The sequence below is a fragment of the Roseateles sp. DAIF2 genome (assembly GCF_015624425.1).
Classification (GTDB): domain Bacteria; phylum Pseudomonadota; class Gammaproteobacteria; order Burkholderiales; family Burkholderiaceae_C; genus Kinneretia.
Genome location: NZ_CP049919.1, coordinates 4,852,138 through 4,874,413, shown reverse-complemented (window position 1 = coordinate 4,874,413; position 22,276 = coordinate 4,852,138). Strand labels below are relative to the sequence as shown.

General features: G+C 69.3%; 15 protein-coding genes, 1 tRNA gene and 1 pseudogene. 5 read left to right on the top strand and 12 right to left on the bottom strand.

Annotation, left to right across the window (positions count from 1 at the left end; all coding sequences use genetic code 11):
• Nucleotides 1-87: 87 nt before the first annotated feature.
• On the bottom strand, nucleotides 88-978 hold the full coding sequence (locus tag G8A07_RS22485; protein WP_195794172.1) for an NAD kinase: 891 nt from the start codon (nucleotides 976-978) through the stop codon (nucleotides 88-90).
• 69 nt (nucleotides 979-1,047) lie between these two features.
• Here G8A07_RS22485 and hrcA point away from each other — a divergent pair, with 69 nt between their 5' ends.
• The 4 genes from hrcA (at nucleotide 1,048) to G8A07_RS27965 (ending at nucleotide 6,360) form a co-directional block, all read left to right on the top strand.
• Nucleotides 1,048-2,064, top strand: a complete 1,017-nt coding sequence (gene hrcA / locus G8A07_RS22480) for a heat-inducible transcriptional repressor HrcA (protein ID WP_195797910.1) — start codon at nucleotides 1,048-1,050, stop codon at nucleotides 2,062-2,064.
• 43 nt (nucleotides 2,065-2,107) lie between these two features.
• Nucleotides 2,108-2,184: transfer RNA gene (locus G8A07_RS22475), tRNA-Ile, on the top strand.
• 462 nt (nucleotides 2,185-2,646) lie between these two features.
• A protein-coding gene (locus G8A07_RS22470) for an IS3 family transposase (RefSeq protein WP_195794171.1) occupies nucleotides 2,647-3,800 on the top strand; the annotation gives its coding sequence in 2 pieces (ribosomal slippage) (nucleotides 2,647-2,887 and nucleotides 2,887-3,800; 1,155 coding nt in all).
• The gene (locus tag G8A07_RS27965) at nucleotides 3,757-6,360 is read left to right on the top strand and encodes a hypothetical protein (RefSeq protein WP_249937099.1); all 2,604 of its coding nucleotides are present in this window, start codon (nucleotides 3,757-3,759) and stop codon (nucleotides 6,358-6,360) included. The genes G8A07_RS22470 and G8A07_RS27965 overlap by 44 nt, the downstream gene beginning before the upstream one ends.
• Nucleotides 6,361-6,378: 18 nt before the next feature.
• Here the strand turns inward: G8A07_RS27965 and G8A07_RS28125 are convergent.
• From G8A07_RS28125 to G8A07_RS22430, 7 genes and pseudogenes are all read right to left on the bottom strand, one after another.
• Nucleotides 6,379-6,600 (bottom strand): annotated as a pseudogene (locus G8A07_RS28125) (replication endonuclease); the annotation flags it as partial.
• A gap of 295 nt (nucleotides 6,601-6,895) precedes the next feature.
• Nucleotides 6,896-7,081 carry a hypothetical protein gene (locus tag G8A07_RS22455; RefSeq protein WP_195794169.1) on the bottom strand — a complete coding sequence of 62 codons (186 nt, stop codon included), beginning with the start codon at nucleotides 7,079-7,081 and terminating at the stop codon, nucleotides 6,896-6,898.
• Between the two features lie 150 nt (nucleotides 7,082-7,231).
• Complete coding sequence (locus G8A07_RS22450) at nucleotides 7,232-8,197, bottom strand: alpha/beta fold hydrolase (RefSeq protein ID WP_213086193.1); 966 nt, start codon at nucleotides 8,195-8,197, stop codon at nucleotides 7,232-7,234.
• 198 nt (nucleotides 8,198-8,395) lie between these two features.
• The gene (locus tag G8A07_RS22445; protein WP_195794168.1) at nucleotides 8,396-8,689 is read right to left on the bottom strand and encodes a hypothetical protein; all 294 of its coding nucleotides are present in this window, start codon (nucleotides 8,687-8,689) and stop codon (nucleotides 8,396-8,398) included.
• A gap of 168 nt (nucleotides 8,690-8,857) precedes the next feature.
• Nucleotides 8,858-10,321, bottom strand: coding sequence for a TolC family protein (locus G8A07_RS22440; RefSeq protein WP_195794167.1), 1,464 nt, complete (start codon nucleotides 10,319-10,321; stop codon nucleotides 8,858-8,860).
• 14 nt (nucleotides 10,322-10,335) lie between these two features.
• A complete protein-coding gene (locus G8A07_RS22435; protein WP_195794166.1) occupies nucleotides 10,336-13,410 on the bottom strand; it encodes an efflux RND transporter permease subunit in 3,075 nt (1,024 codons plus the stop codon).
• Between the two features lie 18 nt (nucleotides 13,411-13,428).
• Entirely contained in the window at nucleotides 13,429-14,532 is a 1,104-nt protein-coding gene (locus G8A07_RS22430) for an efflux RND transporter periplasmic adaptor subunit (RefSeq protein WP_195794165.1), read from the bottom strand.
• Nucleotides 14,533-14,855: 323 nt separating this feature from the next.
• Here G8A07_RS22430 and G8A07_RS22425 point away from each other — a divergent pair, with 323 nt between their 5' ends.
• The gene (locus G8A07_RS22425; protein WP_195794164.1) at nucleotides 14,856-15,914 is read left to right on the top strand and encodes an AraC family transcriptional regulator; all 1,059 of its coding nucleotides are present in this window, start codon (nucleotides 14,856-14,858) and stop codon (nucleotides 15,912-15,914) included.
• Nucleotides 15,915-15,920: 6 nt separating this feature from the next.
• On the opposite strand, the gene G8A07_RS22420 is transcribed toward G8A07_RS22425, so the two are convergent.
• The 4 genes from G8A07_RS22420 to G8A07_RS22405 all read right to left on the bottom strand — a co-directional run bounded on the left by G8A07_RS22420 (nucleotide 15,921) and on the right by G8A07_RS22405 (nucleotide 21,862).
• The gene (locus tag G8A07_RS22420; protein WP_195794163.1) at nucleotides 15,921-16,967 is read right to left on the bottom strand and encodes an OmpA family protein; all 1,047 of its coding nucleotides are present in this window, start codon (nucleotides 16,965-16,967) and stop codon (nucleotides 15,921-15,923) included.
• A 103-nt stretch (nucleotides 16,968-17,070) separates the two neighbouring features.
• The gene (locus G8A07_RS22415; protein WP_195794162.1) at nucleotides 17,071-18,198 is read right to left on the bottom strand and encodes a TonB family protein; all 1,128 of its coding nucleotides are present in this window, start codon (nucleotides 18,196-18,198) and stop codon (nucleotides 17,071-17,073) included.
• Nucleotides 18,195-18,797, bottom strand: coding sequence for a biliverdin-producing heme oxygenase (locus tag G8A07_RS22410; protein WP_195794161.1), 603 nt, complete (start codon nucleotides 18,795-18,797; stop codon nucleotides 18,195-18,197). The genes G8A07_RS22415 and G8A07_RS22410 overlap by 4 nt, the downstream gene beginning before the upstream one ends.
• 77 nt (nucleotides 18,798-18,874) lie before the next feature.
• A complete protein-coding gene (locus G8A07_RS22405) occupies nucleotides 18,875-21,862 on the bottom strand; it encodes a TonB-dependent receptor (protein WP_195794160.1) in 2,988 nt (995 codons plus the stop codon).
• Between the last annotated feature and the right edge of the window lie 414 nt (nucleotides 21,863-22,276).

Sequence of the window (22,276 nt, the reverse complement as noted above, 5' to 3'; positions counted from 1 at the left end):
ACCGAGCGACGCCCGAGGATCCGGCTCCGCCGGGCCTGCGGGCGTGCCCCCTTGCGGGGGCGGCCGTAGGCCGTAGGGGGTGGGCCATCAACTCACTCCCTCGTACCAGCGCAGCTTGCGGCGCAGCGTCGCGTAATAACTCCAGCCCTGCGGATGCAGGAAGCAGACCTTGTGCGCGGACCGCCGCACCGTGATGCGGTCGCCGTGCAGCAGGCTGGCCAGGCTCTGCATGTCGAAATTGACGCTGGCGTCGCGCCCGGCCACGATCTCCAGCCGCACCTCGCCGGAGTCCGGCAGCACGATCGGGCGGTTGGACAGCGCATGCGAAGCGATCGGCACCAGCACCCAGCCAGCGATGCTGGGATGCATGATGGGGCCGCCAGATGACAGGGAGTAGGCGGTCGAGCCGGTCGGGGAGGCGACGATCACGCCGTCGGCGCGCATATTGGCGACGAACTCGTCGCCCACGTCCACCTTCAGCTCCACCATCGAGGCGGTGGCGCCGCGGCTGACCACCACATCGTTGAGCGCCAGGCCCTCGAAGATGCAATCGCCGTCGCGCCAGACGGCGCCCTCCAGCATCGCGCGCTGCTCCTTCTCGTAGTCGCCGGCCAGGATCGGCGCCAGCGCCTCGCGAAAGCGCTCCAGCGAGATATCGGTGATGAAGCCCAGGCGCCCCTGGTTGATGCCGACCAGCGGGGTGCCATGTCTTGCCATGTCGCGCGCGAAGCCGAGCATCGTGCCGTCGCCGCCGACGACGATCGCCAGGTCGCATTGCGCGCCCATCTCGTCGTTGGAGAGGGCGGGGTAGTCGGTGATGCCGGTGTTCTCGGCGGTCTCGCGTTCCAGGGAAACATCCAATCCCTGAGCGGCCACGAATTCGGCAACCTCCTCCAGGACCGGCCGGATGCCGCGGGCTTGATGTTTGCCCACGATGGCCGCATGTCGGAACGGTGTAGGAGGAGGCTTCGTGACCATGCGCAGAATTACACCACAGCGATGTGAATGCCCGCTGACCGTGGCGCTGCAGTCCGTACAATGACCGCCATGCTCGACGAGCGCTCCAGATCCCTGCTGAAAACCCTGGTCGAACGCTATATCGCGGACGGCCAGCCCGTCGGTTCGCGCACGCTTTCCAAGGCCTCCGGCCTGGAGCTGAGCCCGGCGACGATCCGCAATGTGATGGCGGACCTGGAGGAGCTGGGCCTGATCGCCAGCCCGCACACCAGCGCCGGCCGCATCCCGACCGCACGCGGCTACCGCCTCTTCGTCGACACCATGCTGACCGCCCAGCAGGGCCTGGTGACCGACACCCGGCCGCTGGAGAGCCAGCTGCTGCCGGACCAGCCGCAGCGCGTGATCGCCAACGCCGCGCAGCTGCTGTCCAACCTGTCGAGCTTCGTCGGCGTCGTGACCGCGCCGCGCAAGCCCAGCGTGTTCCACCACATCGAGTTCCTGCGCCTGGGCGAACGCCGGGTGCTGGTGATCATGGTCTCGCCGGACGGCGATGTGCAGAACCGGGTCATCTTCACCGCCCAGGACCTGAGCCAGTCCGAGCTGGCCGAGGCCAGCAACCGGCTCAACAGCCATTACGCCGGCCTGAGCCTGGAGGCGGTGCGCGAGCGGCTGAAGAGCGAGGTCGACGCGCTGCGCGGCGAGATCGCGCAGCTGATGAGCGCGGCCGTGCAGGTCGGCACCGAGGCGATGCAGCATGAGGAGGACCGCGTCGTCGTCTCCGGCGAGCGCAACCTGCTGACCGTGCAGGACTTCAGCCACGACATGGGCAGCCTGCGGCGCCTGTTCGACCTGTTCGAGCAGAAGACCCAGCTGATGCGCCTGCTGGACGTCTCCAGCCGCGCCGAGGGCGTGCGCATCTACATCGGCGGCGAGAGCCAGGTCGTGCCCTACGAGGAGCTGTCGATCGTCTCCGCGCCCTACGAGGTCGACGGTCAGGTCGTCGGCACCCTGGGCGTGATCGGCCCGACCCGCATGGCCTACGACCGCATGATCCAGATCGTCGACATCACCTCGCGGATGGTGACGAACGCGCTGTCGCAGAAGTGATGGCGGCGGGCGCCCGCGAGGCACCCTTACAATCGCGCGCTTCGGGCCGTTAGCTCAGATGGTTAGAGCAGAGGACTCATAATCCTTTGGTCACAGGTTCAAGTCCTGTACGGCCTACCAAATAAGTAAAACACTTAGCCGAATATTTTCGTTCGTGCTTTGTTGCCTCTTGGGCTCATGTAGCCGCCATGTAGCCGCGACGTCGGATTTTGCATTGGTGGCCATCAGCATCCGATCAATGTTCCAGTGTTGCATAGCCAAGGTTCTTGGCGCTGGCTTTGGTTGCGGACCAGCCCGCTGTGATGGCCTTGCCGCCATAGTTCGGCAATTCAACGGATTTGCTAGCATCCCGAGCTTAAATTTGCCATCGACGGCAATTCATGAAAGCGATCAAGGGAGTGGTTCCTATGAGCCGACTGTTGGCTATATGCCTCTTGCTATGGGCCACGGCTGTTGCGCAAGCAGCTCCAAGCTCAGTGGTTGCATCGCAAGACGACTTGAACGCTTTCAAGGAATTGCATGAATCGACCCGGATTCAGTAGACACCTTCGAGTCTCAATCTGAGGCCCAATAGGAGGTGCCATGAAGACCAACCAACCCTACCCAGAAGAATTCAAGATCGAGGCGGTCAAGCAGATCACGGAGCGAGGCCACCGGGTGGCCGACGTGTCGGCACGGATCGGAGTGAGCCAGCACAGCCTGTACAAGTGGATCAAGGTGTACTCGGCGCCGGGCGCCGAGCGGCAGGCACAGGTCTCGCAGGCCGAGGAACTGCGGCGGCTGAAGGCCGAGCTGCGGCGCGTGACCGAGGAGCGCGACATCCTAAAAAAGGCCGCCGCGTACTTTGCCAAACAGTCCGGGTGAGGTACGCGTTCATCAAGGCGCACGAGGCCCAGTACAGCGTGCGGCGCATGTGCAAGGTGATGCAGGTGCACCCGAGCGGCTATTACGCATGGAGGGCTGAGCCGCAGAGCGCCAGGGCCAAGGATGACCTGCGGCTGACCGGGCTGCTCAAGCAGGCCTGGTTGGAGAGCGGCGGCGTGTACGGCTATCGCAAGCTGACGCTGGACATGCGCGACCTCGGCGAGCGCTGCGGCAAGCACCGCGTGGCGCGGCTGCTCAAGCTCGAAGGTCTGCGCTCGCAGACCGGCTACCGGCGCCGCCCAGGCGTGCGCGGGGGCAGGCCTGCAGTCGTTGCACCCAACCACCTGCAGCGCCAGTTCACGGCGGCCGAGCCCAACCAGTCCTGGGTGACCGACATCACCTACATCCGCACGCACGAGGGATGGCTGTACCTGGCGGTCGTGGTCGACCTGTTCTCGCGCCAGGTGGTGGGCTGGTCGATGGGCAGTCGCATCGACACCAGCCTGGTGCTGGATGCACTGCTGATGGCGTTATGGCGCCGCCAGCCCAGACAGGCCGTTACGGTCCACTCCGACCAGGGCTGCCAGTTCACCGGCCATGAGTGGCAGACGTTCCTGCGCGACCACAACCTGGTCAGCAGCATGAGCCGGCGCGGCAACTGCCATGACAACGCCGTGGCCGAGAGCTTCTTCCAGTTGCTCAAGCGCGAGCGCATCCGCCGCCAGGTCTATGCCACGCGCAACGACGCCCGCGCCGACGTCTTCAACTACATCGAGATGTTTTACAACCCCAAGCGGCGTCACGGAACCGCCGGCGACACTTCGCCCGTTGAGTTCGAACGACGCCATTCCCAACGGCTCATGGGTGTCTAGGAAACCCGGGTCGATTCAGCAACAAAGTAAGTGGGAGTCACAAAAGGAGCTTCAAGTCAAAGATGTTGAGGCTTTGCGCCAACAAATAGCCGCCGTTGACAAGCGTGTAGATGACCAGTTGGCGCAGCTAAGCCAAAGCGTTGACCGCTTTGGCGTTGTGATCGCCATACTGAGCGCCGGCATCACGGTGTTGCTGGTTTTGGGTGGATTCCTGGGGTATCGCAATGCCAAGTCGGAAGCCAAGGAAGCGGCCGCAGATATTGCGAAGACTGGCGCACAAGAGTGGTTTGACAAGCAGGCAAAGGAGCTGAAAGAGCAAATAGAAGCATTGGCGAAAAAAGCTGCACAGGTGCATGTGGAAATGGATGGCCACGCCCAACAGGTACAAGCGCACGCGGCTGATGTTGCAAAAGCGATTAGTACAGCGCAAGAGTCAATTGGCAAAGCCGGGACCCAGCCCCCATCTGATCTGGAAGAGTCAACGAGAGTGCTTGCTCAACGCGACCGTGAATTGAAGGCATCCAACGAAGACCGCTACTCTTTCGATGATTGGAATACTCGCGCCCATGCCGCCTACACTGCCGATGCGCTGGAAGACGCTGCCTATTTTTGGCTCAAAGCTGCAGGGGTTGCCAATGCCGGTGCTGCCAACGTTGCACGGGTGCTAGTCAATCGTGGTATCACTCAAGCCCAACTGAAGCAGAGCGAAGCCGCGATTGCCACCTACGACGAGGTGCTACGTCGCTTTGGCGAGGCAACCGAGCCCGCGCTGCGCAAGCAGGTCGCAATGGCCCTGGTCAATAAGGGTGTCACCCAAAGCCAACTGAAGCAGAGCGGAGCCGAGATTGCTACCTATGACGAGGTGCTACGCCGGTTTGGCGAGGCAGCCGAGCCCGCGCTGCGCGAGCAGGTCGCAATGGCCCTGGTCAACAAGGGCATCGCCCAAGGCCAACTGAAGCAGAGCGAAGCCGCGATTGCTACCTATGACGAGGTGCTACGTCGCTTTGGTGAGGCAGCCGAGCCCGCGCTACGCGAGCGGGTCGCAAGGGCCCTGGTCAACAAGGGCATCACCCAGGGCCAACTGGAGCAGAGCGAAGCCGAGATTGCCACCTACGACGAGGTGCTACGTCGCTTTGGCGAGGCAGCCGAGCCCGCGCTGCGCGAGCAGGTCGCAAGGGCCCTGGTCAACAAGGGCATCACCCAAGGCCAACTGAAGCAGAGCGAAGCCGCGATTGCTACCTATGACGAGGTGCTACGTCGCTTTGGCGAGGCAGCCGAGCCCGCGCTACGCGAGCGGGTCGCAATGGCCTTGGTCAGCAAGGGCGTCACCCAAGGCCAACTGGAGCAGAGCGAAGCCGAGATTGCTACCTACGACGAGGTGCTACGCCGCTTTGGCGAGGCAGCCGAGCCCGCGCTGCGCGAGCAGGTCGCAATGGCCTTGGTCAGCAAGGGCGCCACCCAAGACCAACTGAAGCAGAGCGAAGCCGCGATTGCCACCTACGACGAGGTGCTACGTCGCTTTGGCGAGGCAGCCGAGCCCGCGCTGCGCGAGCAGGTCGCAATGGCCTTGGTCAGCAAGGGCGTCGCCCAAGACCAACTGAAGCAGAGCGAAGCCGCGATTGCCACCTATGACGAGGTGCTACGCCGGTTTGGCGAGGCAGCCGAGCCCGCGCTGCGCGAGCAGGTCGCAAGGGCCCTGGTCAACAAGGGCATCACCCAGGGCCAACTGAAGCAGAGCGAAGCCGCGATTGCTACCTACGACGAGGTGCTACGCCGCTTTGGCGAGGCAGCCGAGCCCGCGCTGCGCGAGCAGGTCGCAAGGGCCCTGGTCAACAAGGGCATCACCCAAAGCCAACTGAAGCAGAGCGAAGCCGCGATTGCTACCTACGACGAGGTGCTACGCCGCTTTGGCGAGGCAGCCGAGCCCGCGCTGCGCGAGCGGGTCGCAAGGGCCTTGGTCAGCAAGGGCGGCACCCAAGGCCAACTGAAGCAGAGCGAAGCCGCGATTGCCACCTATGACGAGGTGCTACGCCGGTTTGGCGAGGTAGCCGAGCCCGCGCTGCGCGAGCAGGTCGCAAGGGCCCTGGTCAGCAAGGGCGTCACCCAGGGCCAACTGAAGCAGAGCGAAGCCGCGATTGCCACCTATGACGAGGTGCTACGCCGGTTTGGCGAGGCAGCCGAGCCCGCGCTGCGCGAGCAGGTCGCACGAGCGATGAATGGCGCCGGTTTTGGGCGCTTGCTGAAGGCCAAGACGATGCAGGATATTGGCAATCCTGCGGCGCAAGTGTTATTGCAAACAGCTTTGAGCAACCTGAACGATGCCGTGACACGCTGCATGCAGTCCGACGGCATGTTGCTCGGTAATCGGGCTTATGTGCAGTGTTTGCTTGGCAACACCAATGCGGCCGAAGTCGACTTCGCTGCAGCACTGCGAGCTCCCGTGAATGGGGCCCAAGAAATTTATCAAGCCACACTCAAGGATTTGGACATTCATCCTTTGGCAGAAGACGCGAGCATGCGTGCACTGGTGGAGCGGGCATGGAGCACTTTTGAAGCGTGACCCTAGGTTGGGGCAGGTCAGCGTGATGAACACGCCTTGATGGCTCTCGGCATCGGCGTAGCGTTCGAAGCCGGCAATCCGTGTCATCAAATCGGCCCGCCGAATCGCCTTGTTGGCCGTGGACTTGGCCGCCAGCTCGGCGGGGGTGAAAACCTGACCCTCATCGTTGCGAGCCGTGGTGGCCTCGAGCATCGAGGCATTGAGCCTGTGCTGCTGCGTGCGCTCGGCAATGCGTACCATCATGGTCCGCCTCGACGCTCAGGCGGTGGCGACGTGCAGCAGTTTTCGGATGTCGGCGACGGGCCCGGCCAGTCGCCCATGCACGCGGATCGGCCGGATGGGGGCGTTCTCGCGCATGGCCCACAGGCGTAGAGTTTGTTGGGCGTGATTCAGGTGGAGTGTGGTCTCTGGCGTGGGAAGGGCAGCGCGGGTCTCGCGTTCAAGGGGTGTAAGGCGGAGCGTATTCATTTCCATCGTTCGGCCGTTGTGGCGCGCTGACATGGACTGAAATCTCGCGGCGATAGCCCCCCAGCGGTCAAATGCTTAAACCCGTCTTGTTCAACACATAGCTCATGCGGATGGGGCAAGCGTTGCGAAAGCCGCCTTCCGGCATCTCGATGTTCTTCTGGACATTCCCACCGATCTTCTTGCCTACCTCGAGCACGGGCACCCGGACCGCCATGAAGGCGGCCCATGCGCTGTTGAATGATGGTCTTGCCATGGTGTGTGTGACTCCCCGAAGTTGTGTGGATGCCCGGATGCGCAAATGCCACGACCAGCGCTCAGGCCGCGGCATTCTGGGGATCAAGTCCCCGTCGGGAATCAGTCAAAGGTCACCTGGCTTTAGGGCGCGACCCGCGCCCTTCCTCCCTCACCGATTCCCCGCCTGCTCCGCCCACGCCTTCGCATCGCTGCTGCCATTGAGAAAGGGCAGCGCCGTCGCGGCTAGGCGGGGCGAGGTGAAGATGTCGTAATGGGTCAGGTCGGGCAGGATGGCGAGGCGGTTCTTGGACAGGCCCTCGCGTGCCCAGCCGGCGTCGCGCTGGCCGCCGCCCAGCAGCTGGTAGAACTTCACCATGTGCTCGGGCGTGAACATGTCGCCGTCGCCATAGACCAGCATCACGGGCATCTGCAGCTTGGGCACATCGGCCGACCAGTCGTACTTCTGGCGCATGAAGTCGCCCAGGGTGTCCAGCAGCCTCGGGAACTCGGTGACGTCCGGCGCCACCGCGGCATAGGACTTGAACATCGGTGTGTCCTTCATCATCGGCGCCGCGGCCGCGCTCAGCCCCTGCTGCAGCGCGCGCAGGTCGGGGTAGACGCCGTTGTCGGCGAAGCTGGTCGACACCAGCACCAGGCGCTCCACGCGCTGGGGATGCTGCAGGGCCATGCGCTGGCCCACGCCGCCGCCCAGCGAGTAGCCCATCACGTCCACCTTGTCGTGGCCCAACTGCTTGACCAGGGCGGCCATGTCGTCGCCCATGGCCTGCAGGGTGAAGGGGCGCGAACCCAGGGGCGTGCGGCCATGCCCCTGCAGGTCCACCGCGATCACCTGGCGCGTTGCGGCCAGCTGGGGCAGCACCGCGCCGGCGAACATCTCGATCGAGCCCAGGCCGCCATGCAGCAGCAGCAGTGGTTTGCCGCGGCCATGGACCTCGTAGTAGTAGCTGATCCCGTTGATCGCCAGCCGGCCGGATGCCGGCTTGGCTGCAGCAGTGGCAGCAGCAACAGCAGCCGTCGGCTGCGTGATCGAGGCGGTGGCCGGCAGGGCGGCCAGGCCGGTGATGGCGGCGGCCAGCAGGGCCATGACCAGGGTTTGTTGTTTCGTCTTGCTCATCTCGATCTCCGTGGGTTGAGGAAGGAATGCAGCCGGCTGTTGTTGTGGTGCTTGTTCACCTCACATCCGGCCTTCATCAACACGACGAACCGAGAACGCGCAAATCGACAGGGAGACCGAAATTTTTTCGTTTTCTTTTCTTCCACGGCCTCCGGTGCCAGGTCTTGCCCGCTAGTCAATCAGTGGGCCGGCCGCCCATCAATCGTTGTCATAGTCGTAGCGCTGGGACTTGCGGCACTCGACCACCAGCCGCTTGATGTGCTCCTTGCGCTCGAGGACGCGGTAGCGGCCGTCACAGGCTTCGGCCGCGGCGTCGTGGCAGGAGGCCCAGCCCTCCGGGTTGTTGCAGTTGACGACAAAGCCGTCCCGGCCACGCTTGGTGGTGATCGGGTCGACCGTCGTGGCGCAGGCGCCGAGCAGGCCGGCGAGCAGGGCCATCGTCGTCAGCCGCAGCGTCAGGCTGCCTGGCATCGGTTCTTGGCGTCCGGGCATGGGCGGCTTGGAAACAGGAAACACTTGGATACTCGCTTCGCAAAAGACTGCGCCCACCGAGGGGGTGGGCGCGACGGCAGTCAGTGTCGAAGTCCGCCATGAAGCGGAGCTGTGTCGCGCGTGAAGGGCGGGTGAAGCCGGTGCCGCACCGGCCTGCATCGCGCTTGGCTACGGCCGCCAGGCTCCCAACGCCAGCTGCACCTGCACATAGGCCTGCAGCGCCTGCCCCTGGCGCTCGATGGCGGCCTGGGCCGCCTCCAGGCGCTGGGCCTCGCTGCCGAGCGCTGCGAGCGGCGGTTCCAGGCCCAGGGCTTGGCGCTCGGCGGCATAGCGCGCGGCCTCGGCGGCGGCGCGCAGCGCCTGCTGCGCCTCCTGCCAGCCGAGGTATTGCGCCTGCCAGCCGCGCAGCGCGGATTCGCCGTCGGCCAGGGCCTGCAGCACGCTCTGCTCGAATTGGGCCCAGGCGCGTTCGCTGCCGGCCTTGGCGGCGGCCTCGCGGGCCTGGCGGCGGCCGGCGTCGAGCCAGTCCCATTGCAGGGCCGGGCCGGCCGCATAGCGCAGCGCGCCGCTCTTGCCCAGGCGCGAGGCGCCCTCGTTCAAACCGATGGTGGCGGCCAGGCTCAGGCGCGGTAGATGGGCGCGCTCGGCCAGCACCTGCTGGCCCAGGCTGGCGCGCAGCGCCGCGTCGGCGCGCGCCACCTGGGGCAGGCGCTGCAGCAGGTCCTCGGGCACCTGCAGGCTCTGCTGCTCGGGCAGGGCCGGCAGGGCCTGGGGTTCGCGCAGGCCGGCCAGGCTGCCGCCCGCCTCCAGCGCCGCGGGTGCCTCGCCGCACAGCAGGGCGATGGCGGCCAGCTGCTGGCGGATCTGCGCGGCGATGGTGCCCTGCGCGGCGCGGCGCTGCGCCAGCTCGGCCTCGGCGGCGCGCTGCTCGCGCGCATCGGCCAGGCCGGCCGCGGTCCGCGCCTCCAGCTGCGCGAGCTTCGTCTGCGCCAGCGCCAGCTGCTGGTCGGCCAGCAGCTGGCCCTGCTGGGCCGCGCGCAGCTGGGTGTAGCGCTGCACCAGCTCGGCCTGCAGCAGGGCCTGGGCGCCGTGCAGATCGGCCTGCGCCAGGTCCAGCTCGCGCTCGGCCACGGCCTGGGCGGTGCCGACCCGGCCGAACAGGTCCAGCTCCCAGCTCAGGCTCTGGCTCAGGCCGATCAGGCGCTGCTCCGGCACGCGCGGCTGGCCCTGGCGGTAGGGATCGACCTCGGGCATGGATGGGCGTGAAACCTGGGCGGCGAGATCCAGTCCGCCCTGCGGCAGGCCCTCTCGGCGCGCCAGGCCGGCCAGCGAACGGGCCTCCTGCACGCTGGCCAGCGCGGCCTTCAGATCGAGATTGCGGGCCTGGGCCTGCACCAGCAGCCGGTCCAGCACCGGGTCCTGCAGCTCCTGCCACCAGGCGCGCGCGGCCTGGGTGGAAGCCGCCGCGGGGGCCGCGGGCAGCCGCGTGTCGTGGCGCGCCTGCAGCGCGGGCAGCTGGCTGACGGGGGCCACGCTGGCGCAGCCGCCCAGCAGCGCGGCCAGGGCCAGCAGCAGCGGGGCGCCGGCCCGGCGCATCAGGGTCATGGGGGTCTTCGGGTTCGTGATCGACATGGGAGGCTCGATGTTCAGGAAGCGGTGGCCGCAGTGGTCTTCGCAACAGGGGCGGGCACGCGGTAGAAGGCGGCGTAGAGGGCCGGGATCAGGCCCAGGGTGATCAGGGTGCCCAGGGCCAGGCCGCCCATCATCACGACGGCCAGGCTGGTCCAGACCACGCCGCCGAACAGGTACAGCGGCAGCAGGCCCAGGATGCAGACCATCTTGGTCATCACGATCGGGCGCAGGCGCTTGGCGGCGGCGTCCTCGATCGCGTCGACCGCGGCCAGGCCGGCGGCGCGCGCCTCGTCGATCGCGTCCAGCAGCAGCACCGCGTTGTTGACGATGATGCCGGCCAGCGCCAGCAGGCCCAGGGTGCCGACGAAGGTCAAGGTCGTGCCGCTGAGCTTCAGCGCCAGCGCCGCGCCGATCGTCACGAAGGGGATGCTGGCCAGCACGATCAGGCTCTTGCGCAGGCTCTCGAACTGCCAGACGAAGAGCAGGAACATCGCCACCACGCAGGCCGGCAGCAGGGCCAGGATCGCGTTGTTGGCGCTGGCGCCTTCCTCGATCTCGCCGGCCAGCGCGATCTTCACCTGGCCGTCCTGCTGCAGCTCGCCCAGCGGCGCCTGCACCGCGTCGACGATGCCCTGCGCGGTCCAGCGCGCATGCTTGGCGCTGATCGTCACGACGCGTTCCTGGTCCACGCGCTGCAGCACCGAGGGCTGGCTGGCCAGCTCGACGCGGGCGATCTGGCCCAGGGTCAGGCGACCCTGGCCGCCGGCGCGCTCCAGCGGCGCGGCCTGCAGCTGCTCGATGCGCTCGCGCAGCTCCAGCGGGCCGCGCACCAGCACCGGCAGCAGGGTGTCACCGTCGCGGAACTGGCTGACCGCCTCGCCCGAGAGCAGGCGCTCCAGGTTGTGCGCCACCTCGGCGCTGCTGATGCCGGCGGCCGCGGCCTTGACCTGGTCCACCTGCACCGCCAGATGCATCACCTGGCGCTCGGCGTCGCTGCGCACCTCGATGATGCCGGGCAGGGCCTGCAGCGCGGTCATCAGGCGCTCGGCGGCGGCGGCATGCGAGCGGCCGTCGGCGCTGGAGAGGCGGAACTCGGCGGTGCCGGCCTCGGTCGAGCCCATCGAGAAGCGCTTGGGCTCGAAGCGCACGCCCGGGAACTGCGCCGGCAGCTCGCTGCGCAGGCGCTGCAGGGCCTGCTCATGGGTGGCGCCGGGGGCCAGGGTCAGCACCGCATAGGCGCGGTGCGCGGCCGGCGTCGGCGGGTTCAGCGCCAGGATGAAGCGCGGGCCGCCGTCGCCGACATAGACCGTCTGGCTCTGCAGCTCGGGGAAGCGCTGGCGCTCGTTCAGCGCCTGGCTGATGCGCTGCGCGGTGGCCAGGGTGGTGTTGCCGCTGGTGTCGGGCGCCAGCTCGATCGCCATCTGCAGCTGCTTGCGCTCCGAGGCGGGCATCAGCTCCGAGGGGATGTGGGAGAACAGCCAGCCGGCGCCCAGCAGCAGCGCCACCATGGTGCCGATGTAGATCGTCTTGTGGCCCAACACCCAGCGCACCTTGCCGCGGTACCAGCCGGTCAGCGCCTCGACGCCGCGCGCCATGCGGCTCAGCTCGGCATGGTGCACCGCGAAGCGCTGGCACAGCAGCGGCGTCACGGTGACCGCCAGCAGCAGCGACAGCAGCAGCGCGATCGCCATCACGATGCCCATGCTGCGCAGGTACTCGCCGGTCTCGGTGCGGCTCAGCACCAGGGGCATGAAGGTCAGGATGATGGCCAGCGAGGACACTAGCAGCGGCACGAACATGGTCTTGCCCGCGGCGGCAGCGGCCGCGGCGCGGTCCTCGCCCAGCGCGAGGCGGCGCTCCATGTCCTCGGCCACGACGATCGCGTTGTCGACGAACAGGCCCAGCGCGATGATGATCGCGCCGATCGAGATGATGTGCAGCTCGATGCCCAGCAGCTTCATCACCACCAGACTGCCCAGCACCGTGGTCGGCACGATCGCGCCGACGATCAGGCCGGTGCGCAGGCCCAGGAACAGCACCACCACGCCCATCACGATCGCGGTGGTCTCCAGGAAGACCTGGCTGACCTGCTTGAGTTGCTTGGTGACGATCTGGGCCTGGTCGGTGATCGGCACCAGCTCCATGCCCGCGGGCAGGGCCCGGATCAGGCTCTGCACCTCGCTGCGCAGGCGCTCGGCGAAGCTGATCACATTGAGGCCCGGGTCCATCGAGACCGCGATCACCGCGGCCGCCTGGCCGTCGACGAAGGCGCCGACCGAGGCCGGATCCTGCGGCACGCGCTCGACCCGCGCCAGCTGGCCCAGCGGCAGCCAGCCGCCGCCGGGCAGCGCGACCGGGGTCTGCGCCAGCTCGGCGAGTCGGCTCGCGTCGCCGCTGACGGTCAGCGCCATCTCGGCGCCGCCGACCTGGGCGCGGCCGGCCGGGGCCAGCACATTGCGCTTGGCCAGGGCCTCGGAGAGCGCGGCGATCGACAGGCCCTTGGCGTTCAGCGCGGCGACATCGGCCACCACCTGCACCTGTTCGTCGCGCACGCCATGCAGGCTGACCCGCTCCACACCGTCCAGCTGGTAGAGCCGGTCGCGCAGCTGGCGCGCCTGCTCGCGCAGCTCGCCCGCGCTGTAGCCTTGGCCGGTCAGGCCCATCGTCAGCACCGCGACACGGCCGAACTCGTCATCCACCAGCGGGCCGGTGGCTCCCTGTGGCAGGCCGGGCTGGACCTCGGCCATGCGGTTGCGCAGGCGCTGCCAGACGGCCGGCAGGGCCTGGGCCGAGACCTCGGACTTCAGCTCCACATAGCTGAAGGCGAAGCCGGGCCGCACCGTGGTCTTGACGCGCTTGACCTCGGCCAGCGAGCGGATCGCTTCCTCGGTGGGGCGCGCGACCAGCTGCTCCATGCGTTCGGTGCTGGCGCCGGGCACCAGGGTCAGCACGGTGGCGGTGCGGACCGTGACCTGCGGTTCCTCGGTCGAGGGAAAGTCCAGCGCCAGCCACAGGCCGGCGAGGACCAGCAGCAGGGCGGCCAGGAAGGCGAAGCGCGGGCGCTTCAGGGCGTAGGAGGCAATGCTCATGTCGTCGGCTCCCAGGCTTCAGCGCAGCGCCGTGACCGGCTTGACCAGGGCGCCCGCGGCCAGGCTGTGGCCGCCGGCCACGACCACGCGGTCGCCGGCCTGCAGGCCCGCCAGCACCTCGACCTGCTCGCCGCGGGTGGCACCCAGGCCCACCGCGACCTGCTCGACCGTGCGGCCGTCGGCCTTCAGGCGGAACACGCTGGCGGCCTGGTCGGCCGCCCCTTGCACCGCACGCAGCGGGATCTGCACGCTGGCCGGCCGGGCCTGGCCGGGCAGCAGGCGCACGGCCAGGGTGTCGCCGACCCGCCATTGCTCGGGCAGGGCCAGCACCGCGCGCTGTGCGCCGCCGGCCTCCAGGCGCGAGCCCAGGCGCAGCAGGCGGCTGTCCAGCTCGCCCTGGGGCGTGGCCAGGCGGGCGCGCTGGCCCACGGCCAGGGCCGGCAGGCCAGCGGGCAGGGTGACCCAGAGCTCGCGGCCGGCGCCGTCGATCGCGATCACCGGCAGGCCGGAGCCGACCGCCTGGCCGATCTCCAGCTGGCGCGAGGCGACCACGCCGTCGAAGGGCGCACGCAGCTCGGCGCGGGCGCGGTTCCAGGCCTGGCCCTCGCGCTGCGCGCGGGCCGCGGCCAGCGCGGCCTCGGCCATGCCCAGCTCGGTCTGGGCGGCGGTCCATTCGGCCTCGCTGGCGGCCTTGCGCTCGCGCGCGGCGCGCAGCCGCTCCTGCTTGCGGCGCGCCTCGTCCAGGCCGGCCTGCAGGCGCTGGATCTCGGCCTGCGCCGCATTCAGCTGGGCCTGGCCGGGCGCGGCCTCCAGCGTGGCCAGCAGCTGGCCGCGGCGGACGCGGTCGCCCGCTTCCACCAGCACCTGGTCGACCAGACCGGGCAGGGCGAAGGCCAGCTCGGCGCGCTGCGCGGCGCGCACCTCGCCGATGAACTCGGGGCCGGTGGCCGCGGCGGGCAGGGCGCTGGCGACCAGCACGGTGCGCGGCGGGGTCTTGCCGGCCTCGGGCGCGGCCGTCTGGCCGCAGCCGCTCAGGCCGAAGGTGAGGACCGCCGCGGCGGCCAGCGACAGGAGGGAGACGAGGGGATAGGGCGACGGTGTGAGTTTGCTGTGGCGTGACATGGTGTGCTGCTTTCTTGCTTCTCTCGATGCTGCGAGGTCCCCGCGCCGCTGTGGCGCCCAACGACGCGGGGACCTGCTTGGAACGACCCGCACTCTAGGGACCGGGGACTGTCATACAGGGAACCATTTCGGCCACTGTGGGATCATTTGCGGTCAGGCGTGGAACCGGACCCTGGCCGTCCCGGCGCGGCTGTGATGTACTGCATGCTGGGCTGGAGCTCGGTTTTTCGGCCCGTCTGCCGCCGCGCTGCCCGCTTGAGGGGACGCGGCAGGCGGTGCAGAACCGGACAAGCCCGGCCCCTGTTCCCTCATCGAGGATCCGCATGAAACAACCAGCCGCCAGCCCCGAGCACCCGCAGGACCAGCCCGACAACGATCCGCGCAGCCAGGCCACCCTGGTGCCGGCCGTCGCGCGGGTGCTGCTGGGCCTGGTCGAGGACCGCGGCATGTCCAGCGAGCGCCTGTGCCGCGGCCTGGGCTTCAACCCCCATACCCTGGCGCAGGACGATGTGCTGATCTCGCATCAGCAGACCCGCGCGCTGATCCTGCGCGCGCAGCGCGAACTGGGCGAGCCGGCGCTGGGCCTGGCGGTGGGGGCGCGCGAGACGCCGATCTCCTGGGGCCTGGCCGGGCTGGCGATGCTGAGCTGCGAGACCCTGGGCGAGGCCGTCAGCTACGGCCTGGAGCGCCAGACCGGCACCGGCTCGATGATCCATCACCAGCTGACCGAGGATGGCGAGCGCTTCCACATCAGCGCTACGCCGCATGTCTTCGACCTGGAGATCGAAACCTTCCTGGTCGAGGAGGCCTTCTCCAGCGCGGTGGCGGTGACGCGGGCGATGGTGGGCGCGAGCTTTCGGCCGCTGCAGGTGGACTTCGCCTATGCCTGCCCGGCGAACCCGCGCCTGTACGAACGCTTCTTCCGCTGCCCGGTGCGCTTCGATGCCGACGAGCATCGCCTGACGGTCGACATCAAATGGCTGGAGGCCCGGCTGCCCGGCTATGACCGGCTGACCAGCGACCTGGTGCGCAAGCAGCTGAACCAGCTGCTGAAGGTGCCGATCGGCCAGGACGATCTGCTGGCCTCGGTGGTCAACCGCATCCGCTACGGCCTGCAGGACCGGCCCTCGCAGCGCGCCCTTGCGGCCCAGGTCAATGTCAGCGAGCGCACCCTGCGCCGCCGCCTGGTGGCGCAGGAGGCCAGCTACAGCGGCCTGCGCGACGATGCCCGCTACGAGCGCGCGCGCGACCTGCTGATCAACACCCAGATGAGCATCGCCGAGGTGGCCCAGGCCCTGGGCTATGCCGATGCGCGCTCGTTCCGGCGCGCGTTCAAGCGCTGGTCGGGGGTCTTGCCGACGGCGCTGCGCAACGTGGGTTGAGCCCCCTCACTGCTCGACCAGCTCCACCCGCCGGTTCTTCGCCCGTCCGGCCTCGGCCTTGTTGCTGGCCAGCGGCGACAGGTCGGCGACACCGCGGGCGGCCAGACGCTTGGCCTCGATGCCATGCGGCTTGGCGCTCAGCGCGGCGGCGACGGCTTCGGCGCGCTTCAGCGACAGCGCGAGGTTGGCCTCCTGCGCGCCCTGGTTGTCGGTATGGCCGACCACATAGACGCGCAGCGCCGGCTGGGCCTTCAGCAGCTTGGCCATCTCGGCCAGCTGCGGCGCGGATTCGGGCTTGAGCTCGGACTTTCCGGTGTCGAAGAAGATGCCGTACAGCGCGATCCGGCCCTCGGCGTCCAGCGCCTGCGAGATCTGCGCGGAGTCGAACACGCTGACCTTGCCCAGCTCGGCGCCCTTGGTCTGCAGGATCTGCAGATAGGTGGCCGCGCTGTTGGCGAACTCCTTCACATCGGGGCTGGCGTCGACCGAGTAGACGGTGATCCAGCTGTCGGCGCCGCCGCGGCTCAGCTTGAAGATGGCCAGGCGCAGGTTCTGCGAGGTGGCGCCGAAGGCGAAGCTCGGCCCCCAGCGGCCGGCCTCGGCCTGCTGGCCGCGCGGCACCACGCCGTCCAGCAGCAGGTCCTTGGCCGGGCCGCCGCCGGAATGGCAGCCCCAGTCGCCGCCCTTGCAGGCATAGACCAGGGTCGCGCCGGCCTTGCGCAGCGCGTCCTCGTAGTTGCGCTGCACCTCCAGCGCGGAGCGGCCCGGCGGCGCGACATAGAACAGCTCGCTCAGACCGCCCTCGACGCGGAGGCCGCGGTCGAGCTTGTTCTGCTGCGCGATGCTGTCGGTCAGCAGGGCCAGCGGCTTGACCTCGGCGAAGTTGGCCTTGCGCCAGGCGATCAGCCAGGAGCCGGTGTAGCGCGCGATCAGCTCATGGTCGGCACCGCCCTTGGCGTCGACCCGGCCCGCTGGCTGCTGGGCCTGGACCGCGGCGCTGCCGATCAACAGCAGCATTGGCATCAGGCTCAGGAGGCTCTTCAACTTGCCCATGGTTCCGGCTCCCCGCGTGGTGGATGACGCGGGCCGACTGTAGCGCGCGCCGGCGCGGCCTGGCCACATGACCTTGGTCGCCCGCAAGGGCCGGTTCAGCGGTTCAACGGCTCAGGAAGAACTCCACCGGCACCAGCAGCTCCAGCTCCGCCGGCAGCTCGGCCGGGATGGCCGGCAGAGGCTGGGCGCGGCGGATGGTGGCCAGCGCGGCCTGGTCCAGCTCGCCATGGCCGCTGCCGCGCTGCAGCCGGGCGGACAAGACCCGACCCTCGCGGTCCAGGCGCAGCAGCACATAGGCCACGCCCTGCTCGCGGCGCGCGCGGGCGCCCGCCGGGTAGCTGCGAAAGCGTTCCAGCCGAGCCAGCACCCGGGCCTGCCAGCTGTCGCTGCTGAGGCCGCCGGCCTGGGCCGCGGGCGGCAGCGCGGGCGCGGGCGGCGCGGCCGCCACCGAGGCCTCGCTGCGCGTCGGTGCGGCCGGCGCGGGCGCCGCGGCCAGCCAGGTGGCGTTCGGCGCTTCCGGGGCCGGCAGCAGCGGCGGCGCGGCCTCGGGCGCGGGCGGGCGGGGTTCGGGCGGCGTGGGCTCGGCCGGGCGCGGCGGCACCGGGCGCGCGGGCGCCGCGCGGCTGGGCTCGGGCGCGGTCTTGGCCTCCAGCGGCTGGGGCGGGGCGGCGGCCGGCAGCAGTCGGGCCTGCAGCAGCACCGGGCGCGCCTCGGGTGGCTCGGCGGTGGCGGAGGGCAGCAGGAACTGCTGGAACAGCAGCAGCAGCGCCAGGCCATGCGCCAGCAGGCTGGCGCCCAGGCCCCAGCGCTGCGGATCGACGGCGCGTGGCGGCGGTGCCGATGACGATGCGCCGGCCGGCCGCGGGCGGCTCAGCAGGTAGAGCGCGCAGCCCAGCATCGGCAGCGCCACCGCAGTACCCAGCAGCCAGCTGGGTTTGAATTGCCAGCAGAACAGGGCCAGGCCGAGGGCGATGCCGGCGCAGGCCATGGCCTTGGCGCGCGGCGCGATCGCGCCATGCTCGCGCCAGTCGCGCAGCGTGGGGCCGAAGCGCGGATGCGCCAGCAGGCGCGCCTCCCATTGCGGCGCGGCGCGGCCGAAGCAGGCCGCGGCGCTGATCAGGAACACCGTGGTGGGCAGCAGCGGCAGCAGGGCGCCGGCGACCGCCAGGCCCAGCGAGAGCCAGCCCAGCGCCAGCCAGAGCCATCGTCGGGAGGCGCGCGGTTCGGTCATGCCAGGAGCTCGTCCACATGGCGATGCACGCGCGTGAAGGCCGCGCGCGCCCCGCCGGCCATCAGCTCCTGCTCGGCGGGCCGCAGCGGCTGCGCATCCAGCATGCCGGTGAAGCCGCGCCAGTGGCGCAGGCGGCCGTCCGGATGGCCGGCCAGGTGGCGCGCGCCGCGCTGCTCGTCCAGCCCCAGGGCGGCCGTGGCCTTGAACAGCAGGGCCGCGCCGAGATTCGAGCCCTCGGCCACATAGAACCAGCCCAGCGCCTCGGCCAGCGGGCAATGCTCGGGATCCAGGGCCGGTGCCTGCGCGCCGGGGGCGGGCAGGGCGAGGCCGAGGTCGGCCAGGTCCTGCTCGATCTCGCGCAGGCGCTGGCGCTCGGCCAGGTCGGGCAGCAGCAGGGCCAGGTCGGCGCGCGCGTAGAGCGCGGCGATGTCGTGATGGAAACGCCATTGCACCTGCAGGAAGCGGCCGTAGTTGGCGAGCGCGGCGAAGGGCTCGGCGCGCATGATGCGCTGGTCCAGGCGCTCATGGGTGCCATGGCTGGCGGCCTTCAGGGCCTGGCTGTGGCTGAGGGTGGCGGTGCTGGTGGTCGTCGTGTCCATCGGAATGTGAGGAGAGGAGGGGAGAAGAAGAAAGAAAAGCCCCGGCGCGCGCGCCGGGGCGAGGTGACGTTGGGACCTCAGAAGCGCCAGCTGAAATCGGCGCGCAGGGTGCGGCCGGGCGCGGGCATCGGCGACAGCGCCAGCGCGTCCAGGTAGTAGCGGTTGCCGACGTTGTCGAGCGCCAGGCTCAGCTCGGCCTGCGGCTGCAGCTTGTAGCTGACGAACAGGTCGACGATGCGGGTGGCCGCGTAGTACTGCTGCACGGTCGTGTAGGCATTGGTGTTCCAGGGCTTGTCCAGGCGGTGCAGCGGCGCGCTGTTGCGCACCAGGCGCGCGCCCAGGGTCAGGCGCTTGTCCTCGAGCAGGCGCAGGCCCAGGGTGGTGTTGATCGAGAACTTGGGCGGGTTCTGGGTGTTGGCGTAGGAGCCGCCGAAGCCGCCGTCGGCGCAGTCGGGCGCGTTCTTCACGCCGTACTTGGCATTGCGCAGCGCGGCCCCGGTGGCGGCGTCGCAGGTGCGGGCGCGCTCGAAGTAGCTGGCCGAGGCCTCGACGAAGAAGGCCCCGCCCTCATAGGCGGACTGGAGCTCCCAGCCCGCCGTCTCGAAGCGGTCCATATTGCTCATCGTGAAGCTGTACTCGGCCGGGTCGTAGCTGCGCGTGATGTAGTCCTTGACGCGGTTCTCGAAGCGGGCCAGCTTCAGCGAGAGCCGGTCGCCGCTCTGCCAGACATCGCGCCGCGTGGTGGCCGCACCCAGCTCCAGGCTGCGGTTCTGCTCGGGCTTCAGATGCGGGTTGGGGGTGATGAAGCTGTTGCCCACCGTGCTCTCGAACATGCTGGGCAGCTTGAATCCGGTGGCGTAGCGAACGTAGATGAGGCTTTGCTCGTCGGGCTTGAAGCTGGCGCTGAAGGTCGGCGCGAAGCGCGTTCCCTTGCGGCGCAGCGGCTCGTCAAAACGCCAGGCGCTCGGGATCTCGTCCATGAAGGCACCGTTGTTGGGGCCTAGCGGCTTCCAGCTGTCGTAGCCCAGGTCGGCCATGGTGCCGAGCAGGTGCGGGCTGTTGCGCAGCGAGTCCTCGGTGAACTGGCCCTTGGCATCCGGATACCAGGTCACGTAGTCGAGCGCCTTGCCGTCCTTGTAGAGGTAGACCGCGCGGCGCGGCACCTTGGTCCGGGCGGTGACATGGGCCTGGCGGTTGTTGTCCTGCACCGAGTACTGCAGCAGGCGGCCGCCGGCCAGCAGGCTCCAGGCCTCGGCGGGCTTCCATTCCAGCGAACCGGTCAGGCTGGCCTCCTTGCGCAGGCCGGAGCGCACATAGCGGTTGGCGCGCAGATCGCTCTCCACCACCTTCGCGCCGGCGCCCGGGCCGGTCTTCTCATGCGTGTAGCTCAGGCCGTACTCGGCCTTCAGCGACTGGCCGCCGTCGAAGAAGAACAGCGAGCTGTTGCCCAGCTGCGCGCCCCAGCGCTGGCCGCGCACATCGGAGCGCAGCGCATGCTGGTAGGTGTCGCCCTGCGGGTCGCCCAGCTGGTTGCTGGGCAGGTCGCGGCCGACCGGCGTGTTGCTGACCACGCCGTTGAACATCAGGCTGTCGGCGCGGGTGAACCAGAGCTTGCTCTTCAGGTCGATCAGCGACTGGCCGGCGGGCTGCCAGCGATGCTCGGCGGTCAGCGCGGTCAGGTCCATGCGGCCCGGCTCGAACTGCTGCATCGTGTTCTCCGGGTCGGCATAGGTGACCCATTGGCTGGAGGCCGGCGTGCGCATGATGGCCGAGGGCATGACCTCGCCGTAGCGCGACTTCATGCGCCGCAGGCCCAGCTCCAGCGTTTGGTCGGCGTCATGCCGGTAGCTGCCCTTGAGCAGCAGCGAGTCGCTGCGGCTGTGGGTGTTCAGCACCTCCTCGCCGGGGCGGTAGTACTTGTAGACATCGTCGGGGTTGTAGCCGGTGCCGCTGCCACCGCTCTTGGCATTGCCGACATAGCGCTCGGCGCCATGCTTGCCGGCGAAGTAGTTGCCCTGCTGGCGGTGCACGATAGCGGCCACCAGGTCGAAGCGCTCGCCGCGGAGGGCATAGGCGGCAGAGGCGAAGCCGCTGGCGGGATCGGTGATGTCGTTGCGATTGCTGCGGTTGAAGATCTTGAAGCCGCTCTGCTCGCGCACGCTGTTGTCGGCCAGGCCGCCGCGCAGGCGCCAGCCGCTGCTGGCGCCGTCGGCCAGGATGTCGCGCGCCTGCAGGGTGCGCATGCTGACCACGCCGGCGATCGCGCCGGCCCCGTCCAGGCTCAGGCTCGGGCCCTTGTCGATCGTGACGCTGCCGATCAGGTCCGGGTCCAGATAGCTGCGCTGCTGCTGGCCGGCATAGCCGCGGTAGACGTCCAGCGACTGCTGGCTGCCGTCTACCACCACCGCGACGCGGCCCTGGCCCTGCAGGCCGCGGATGTTGACGTCCAGCGAGTGGCCGTTGCGCAGATCACCCATCTGCACGCCCGGCACGCCCTTCAGCATCTCGCCCGGCGAGGTGCCGCGAAAACGCTCCAGGGTCTCGCGGTCGATCTGGTTGATCGAGCGCGCCTCGCGGTAGGGCGCCAGCGCCTCCTCCTGCGGCGAGGCATGCAGGGCCAGGCCTTGCGCGGCCGCCTCGCCCTGCACGCGCAGCGGGGCCAGCTGCAGCGCGCCCTTGCCCGGCTGCGGCGCCGGCACCAGGGTCAGGTTGCCCTGAGGCGTGCGCTGCGCCATCAGGCCGGTGCCGGCCAGCAGCGCATGCAGGCCCTCGTCGGGCCCGTAGGCGCCGCGCAGGCCGGGGCTCTGGCGCTGCTCGGTCAGGCGCGCGTCGACCGAGATCAGGAGGCCGCTGGCCGCGCCGAAGCGGCTCAGCGCCTCGGCCAGCGGGCCGGCCGGGATGTCGTAGGCGCGCGCCGCGGCCTGCTGTTGCGGGGCGGCCTGGGCCTGGGACAGGGCCGGGGTCAGCAGCGGCAGGCCGGCCAGGGCCAGGCGCAGGCTGGCCTGCAGCAGGCTAGGGCGGGGCAGGCGGGCGCGAGGGGCGGAAGGAGCGACAAGGGACTTCATGGCAACAGGAAAAGGGATGGATCAGGCTGCCGCGCGGGAGGCGGCAGCGGCTCGGATGGGGCTGGGGCCGGGGGCGTCTTGCGTGCCCTCGTGGCCTGGCGTTCAACACCCAGGCCAGCCGAGCCGGAAAAAAGGGAAGTGCCGTGAAGAAGAAAAATTGGCTCTTTGCGCGTTGATGGGTGTGCGCGATGGCGAAGACTTGGCCGCAGGAGGGCGGGCAGACCTGCTGCTACGTGTCCCCCGGCCGCTTCGCGGCCTCCTCCTTGACCTCCGCATCAGGCCTGCCCGCCCTCCTGCTCGGCGCTGCGTTTGGCTTTCTCCGCGAAAACCTGGCGATGGAGACGCCGGGATGTGGGTATGCGCAATTGCGCAGGTCAAGGAGGAGGGCCGCGCAAAGCGGCCCGGGGGACACGG

Excerpts from the sequence above, each read along its gene's own strand:
- G8A07_RS22485 (WP_195794172.1), bottom strand. The coding sequence starts at position 978 with ATGGTCACGAAGCCTCCTCCTACACCGTTCCGACATGCGGCCATCGTG.
- hrcA (WP_195797910.1), top strand. The coding sequence starts at position 1,048 with ATGCTCGACGAGCGCTCCAGATCCCTGCTGAAAACCCTGGTCGAACGC.
- G8A07_RS22455 (WP_195794169.1), bottom strand. The coding sequence starts at position 7,081 with ATGGCAAGACCATCATTCAACAGCGCATGGGCCGCCTTCATGGCGGTC.
- G8A07_RS22450 (WP_213086193.1), bottom strand. The coding sequence starts at position 8,197 with ATGAGCAAGACGAAACAACAAACCCTGGTCATGGCCCTGCTGGCCGCC.
- G8A07_RS22445 (WP_195794168.1), bottom strand. The coding sequence starts at position 8,689 with ATGCCCGGACGCCAAGAACCGATGCCAGGCAGCCTGACGCTGCGGCTG.
- G8A07_RS22440 (WP_195794167.1), bottom strand. The coding sequence starts at position 10,321 with ATGTCGATCACGAACCCGAAGACCCCCATGACCCTGATGCGCCGGGCC.
- G8A07_RS22435 (WP_195794166.1), bottom strand. The coding sequence starts at position 13,410 with ATGAGCATTGCCTCCTACGCCCTGAAGCGCCCGCGCTTCGCCTTCCTG.
- G8A07_RS22430 (WP_195794165.1), bottom strand. The coding sequence starts at position 14,532 with ATGTCACGCCACAGCAAACTCACACCGTCGCCCTATCCCCTCGTCTCC.
- G8A07_RS22425 (WP_195794164.1), top strand. The coding sequence starts at position 14,856 with ATGAAACAACCAGCCGCCAGCCCCGAGCACCCGCAGGACCAGCCCGAC.
- G8A07_RS22420 (WP_195794163.1), bottom strand. The coding sequence starts at position 16,967 with ATGGGCAAGTTGAAGAGCCTCCTGAGCCTGATGCCAATGCTGCTGTTG.
- G8A07_RS22415 (WP_195794162.1), bottom strand. The coding sequence starts at position 18,198 with ATGACCGAACCGCGCGCCTCCCGACGATGGCTCTGGCTGGCGCTGGGC.
- G8A07_RS22410 (WP_195794161.1), bottom strand. The coding sequence starts at position 18,797 with ATGGACACGACGACCACCAGCACCGCCACCCTCAGCCACAGCCAGGCC.
- G8A07_RS22405 (WP_195794160.1), bottom strand. The coding sequence starts at position 21,862 with ATGAAGTCCCTTGTCGCTCCTTCCGCCCCTCGCGCCCGCCTGCCCCGC.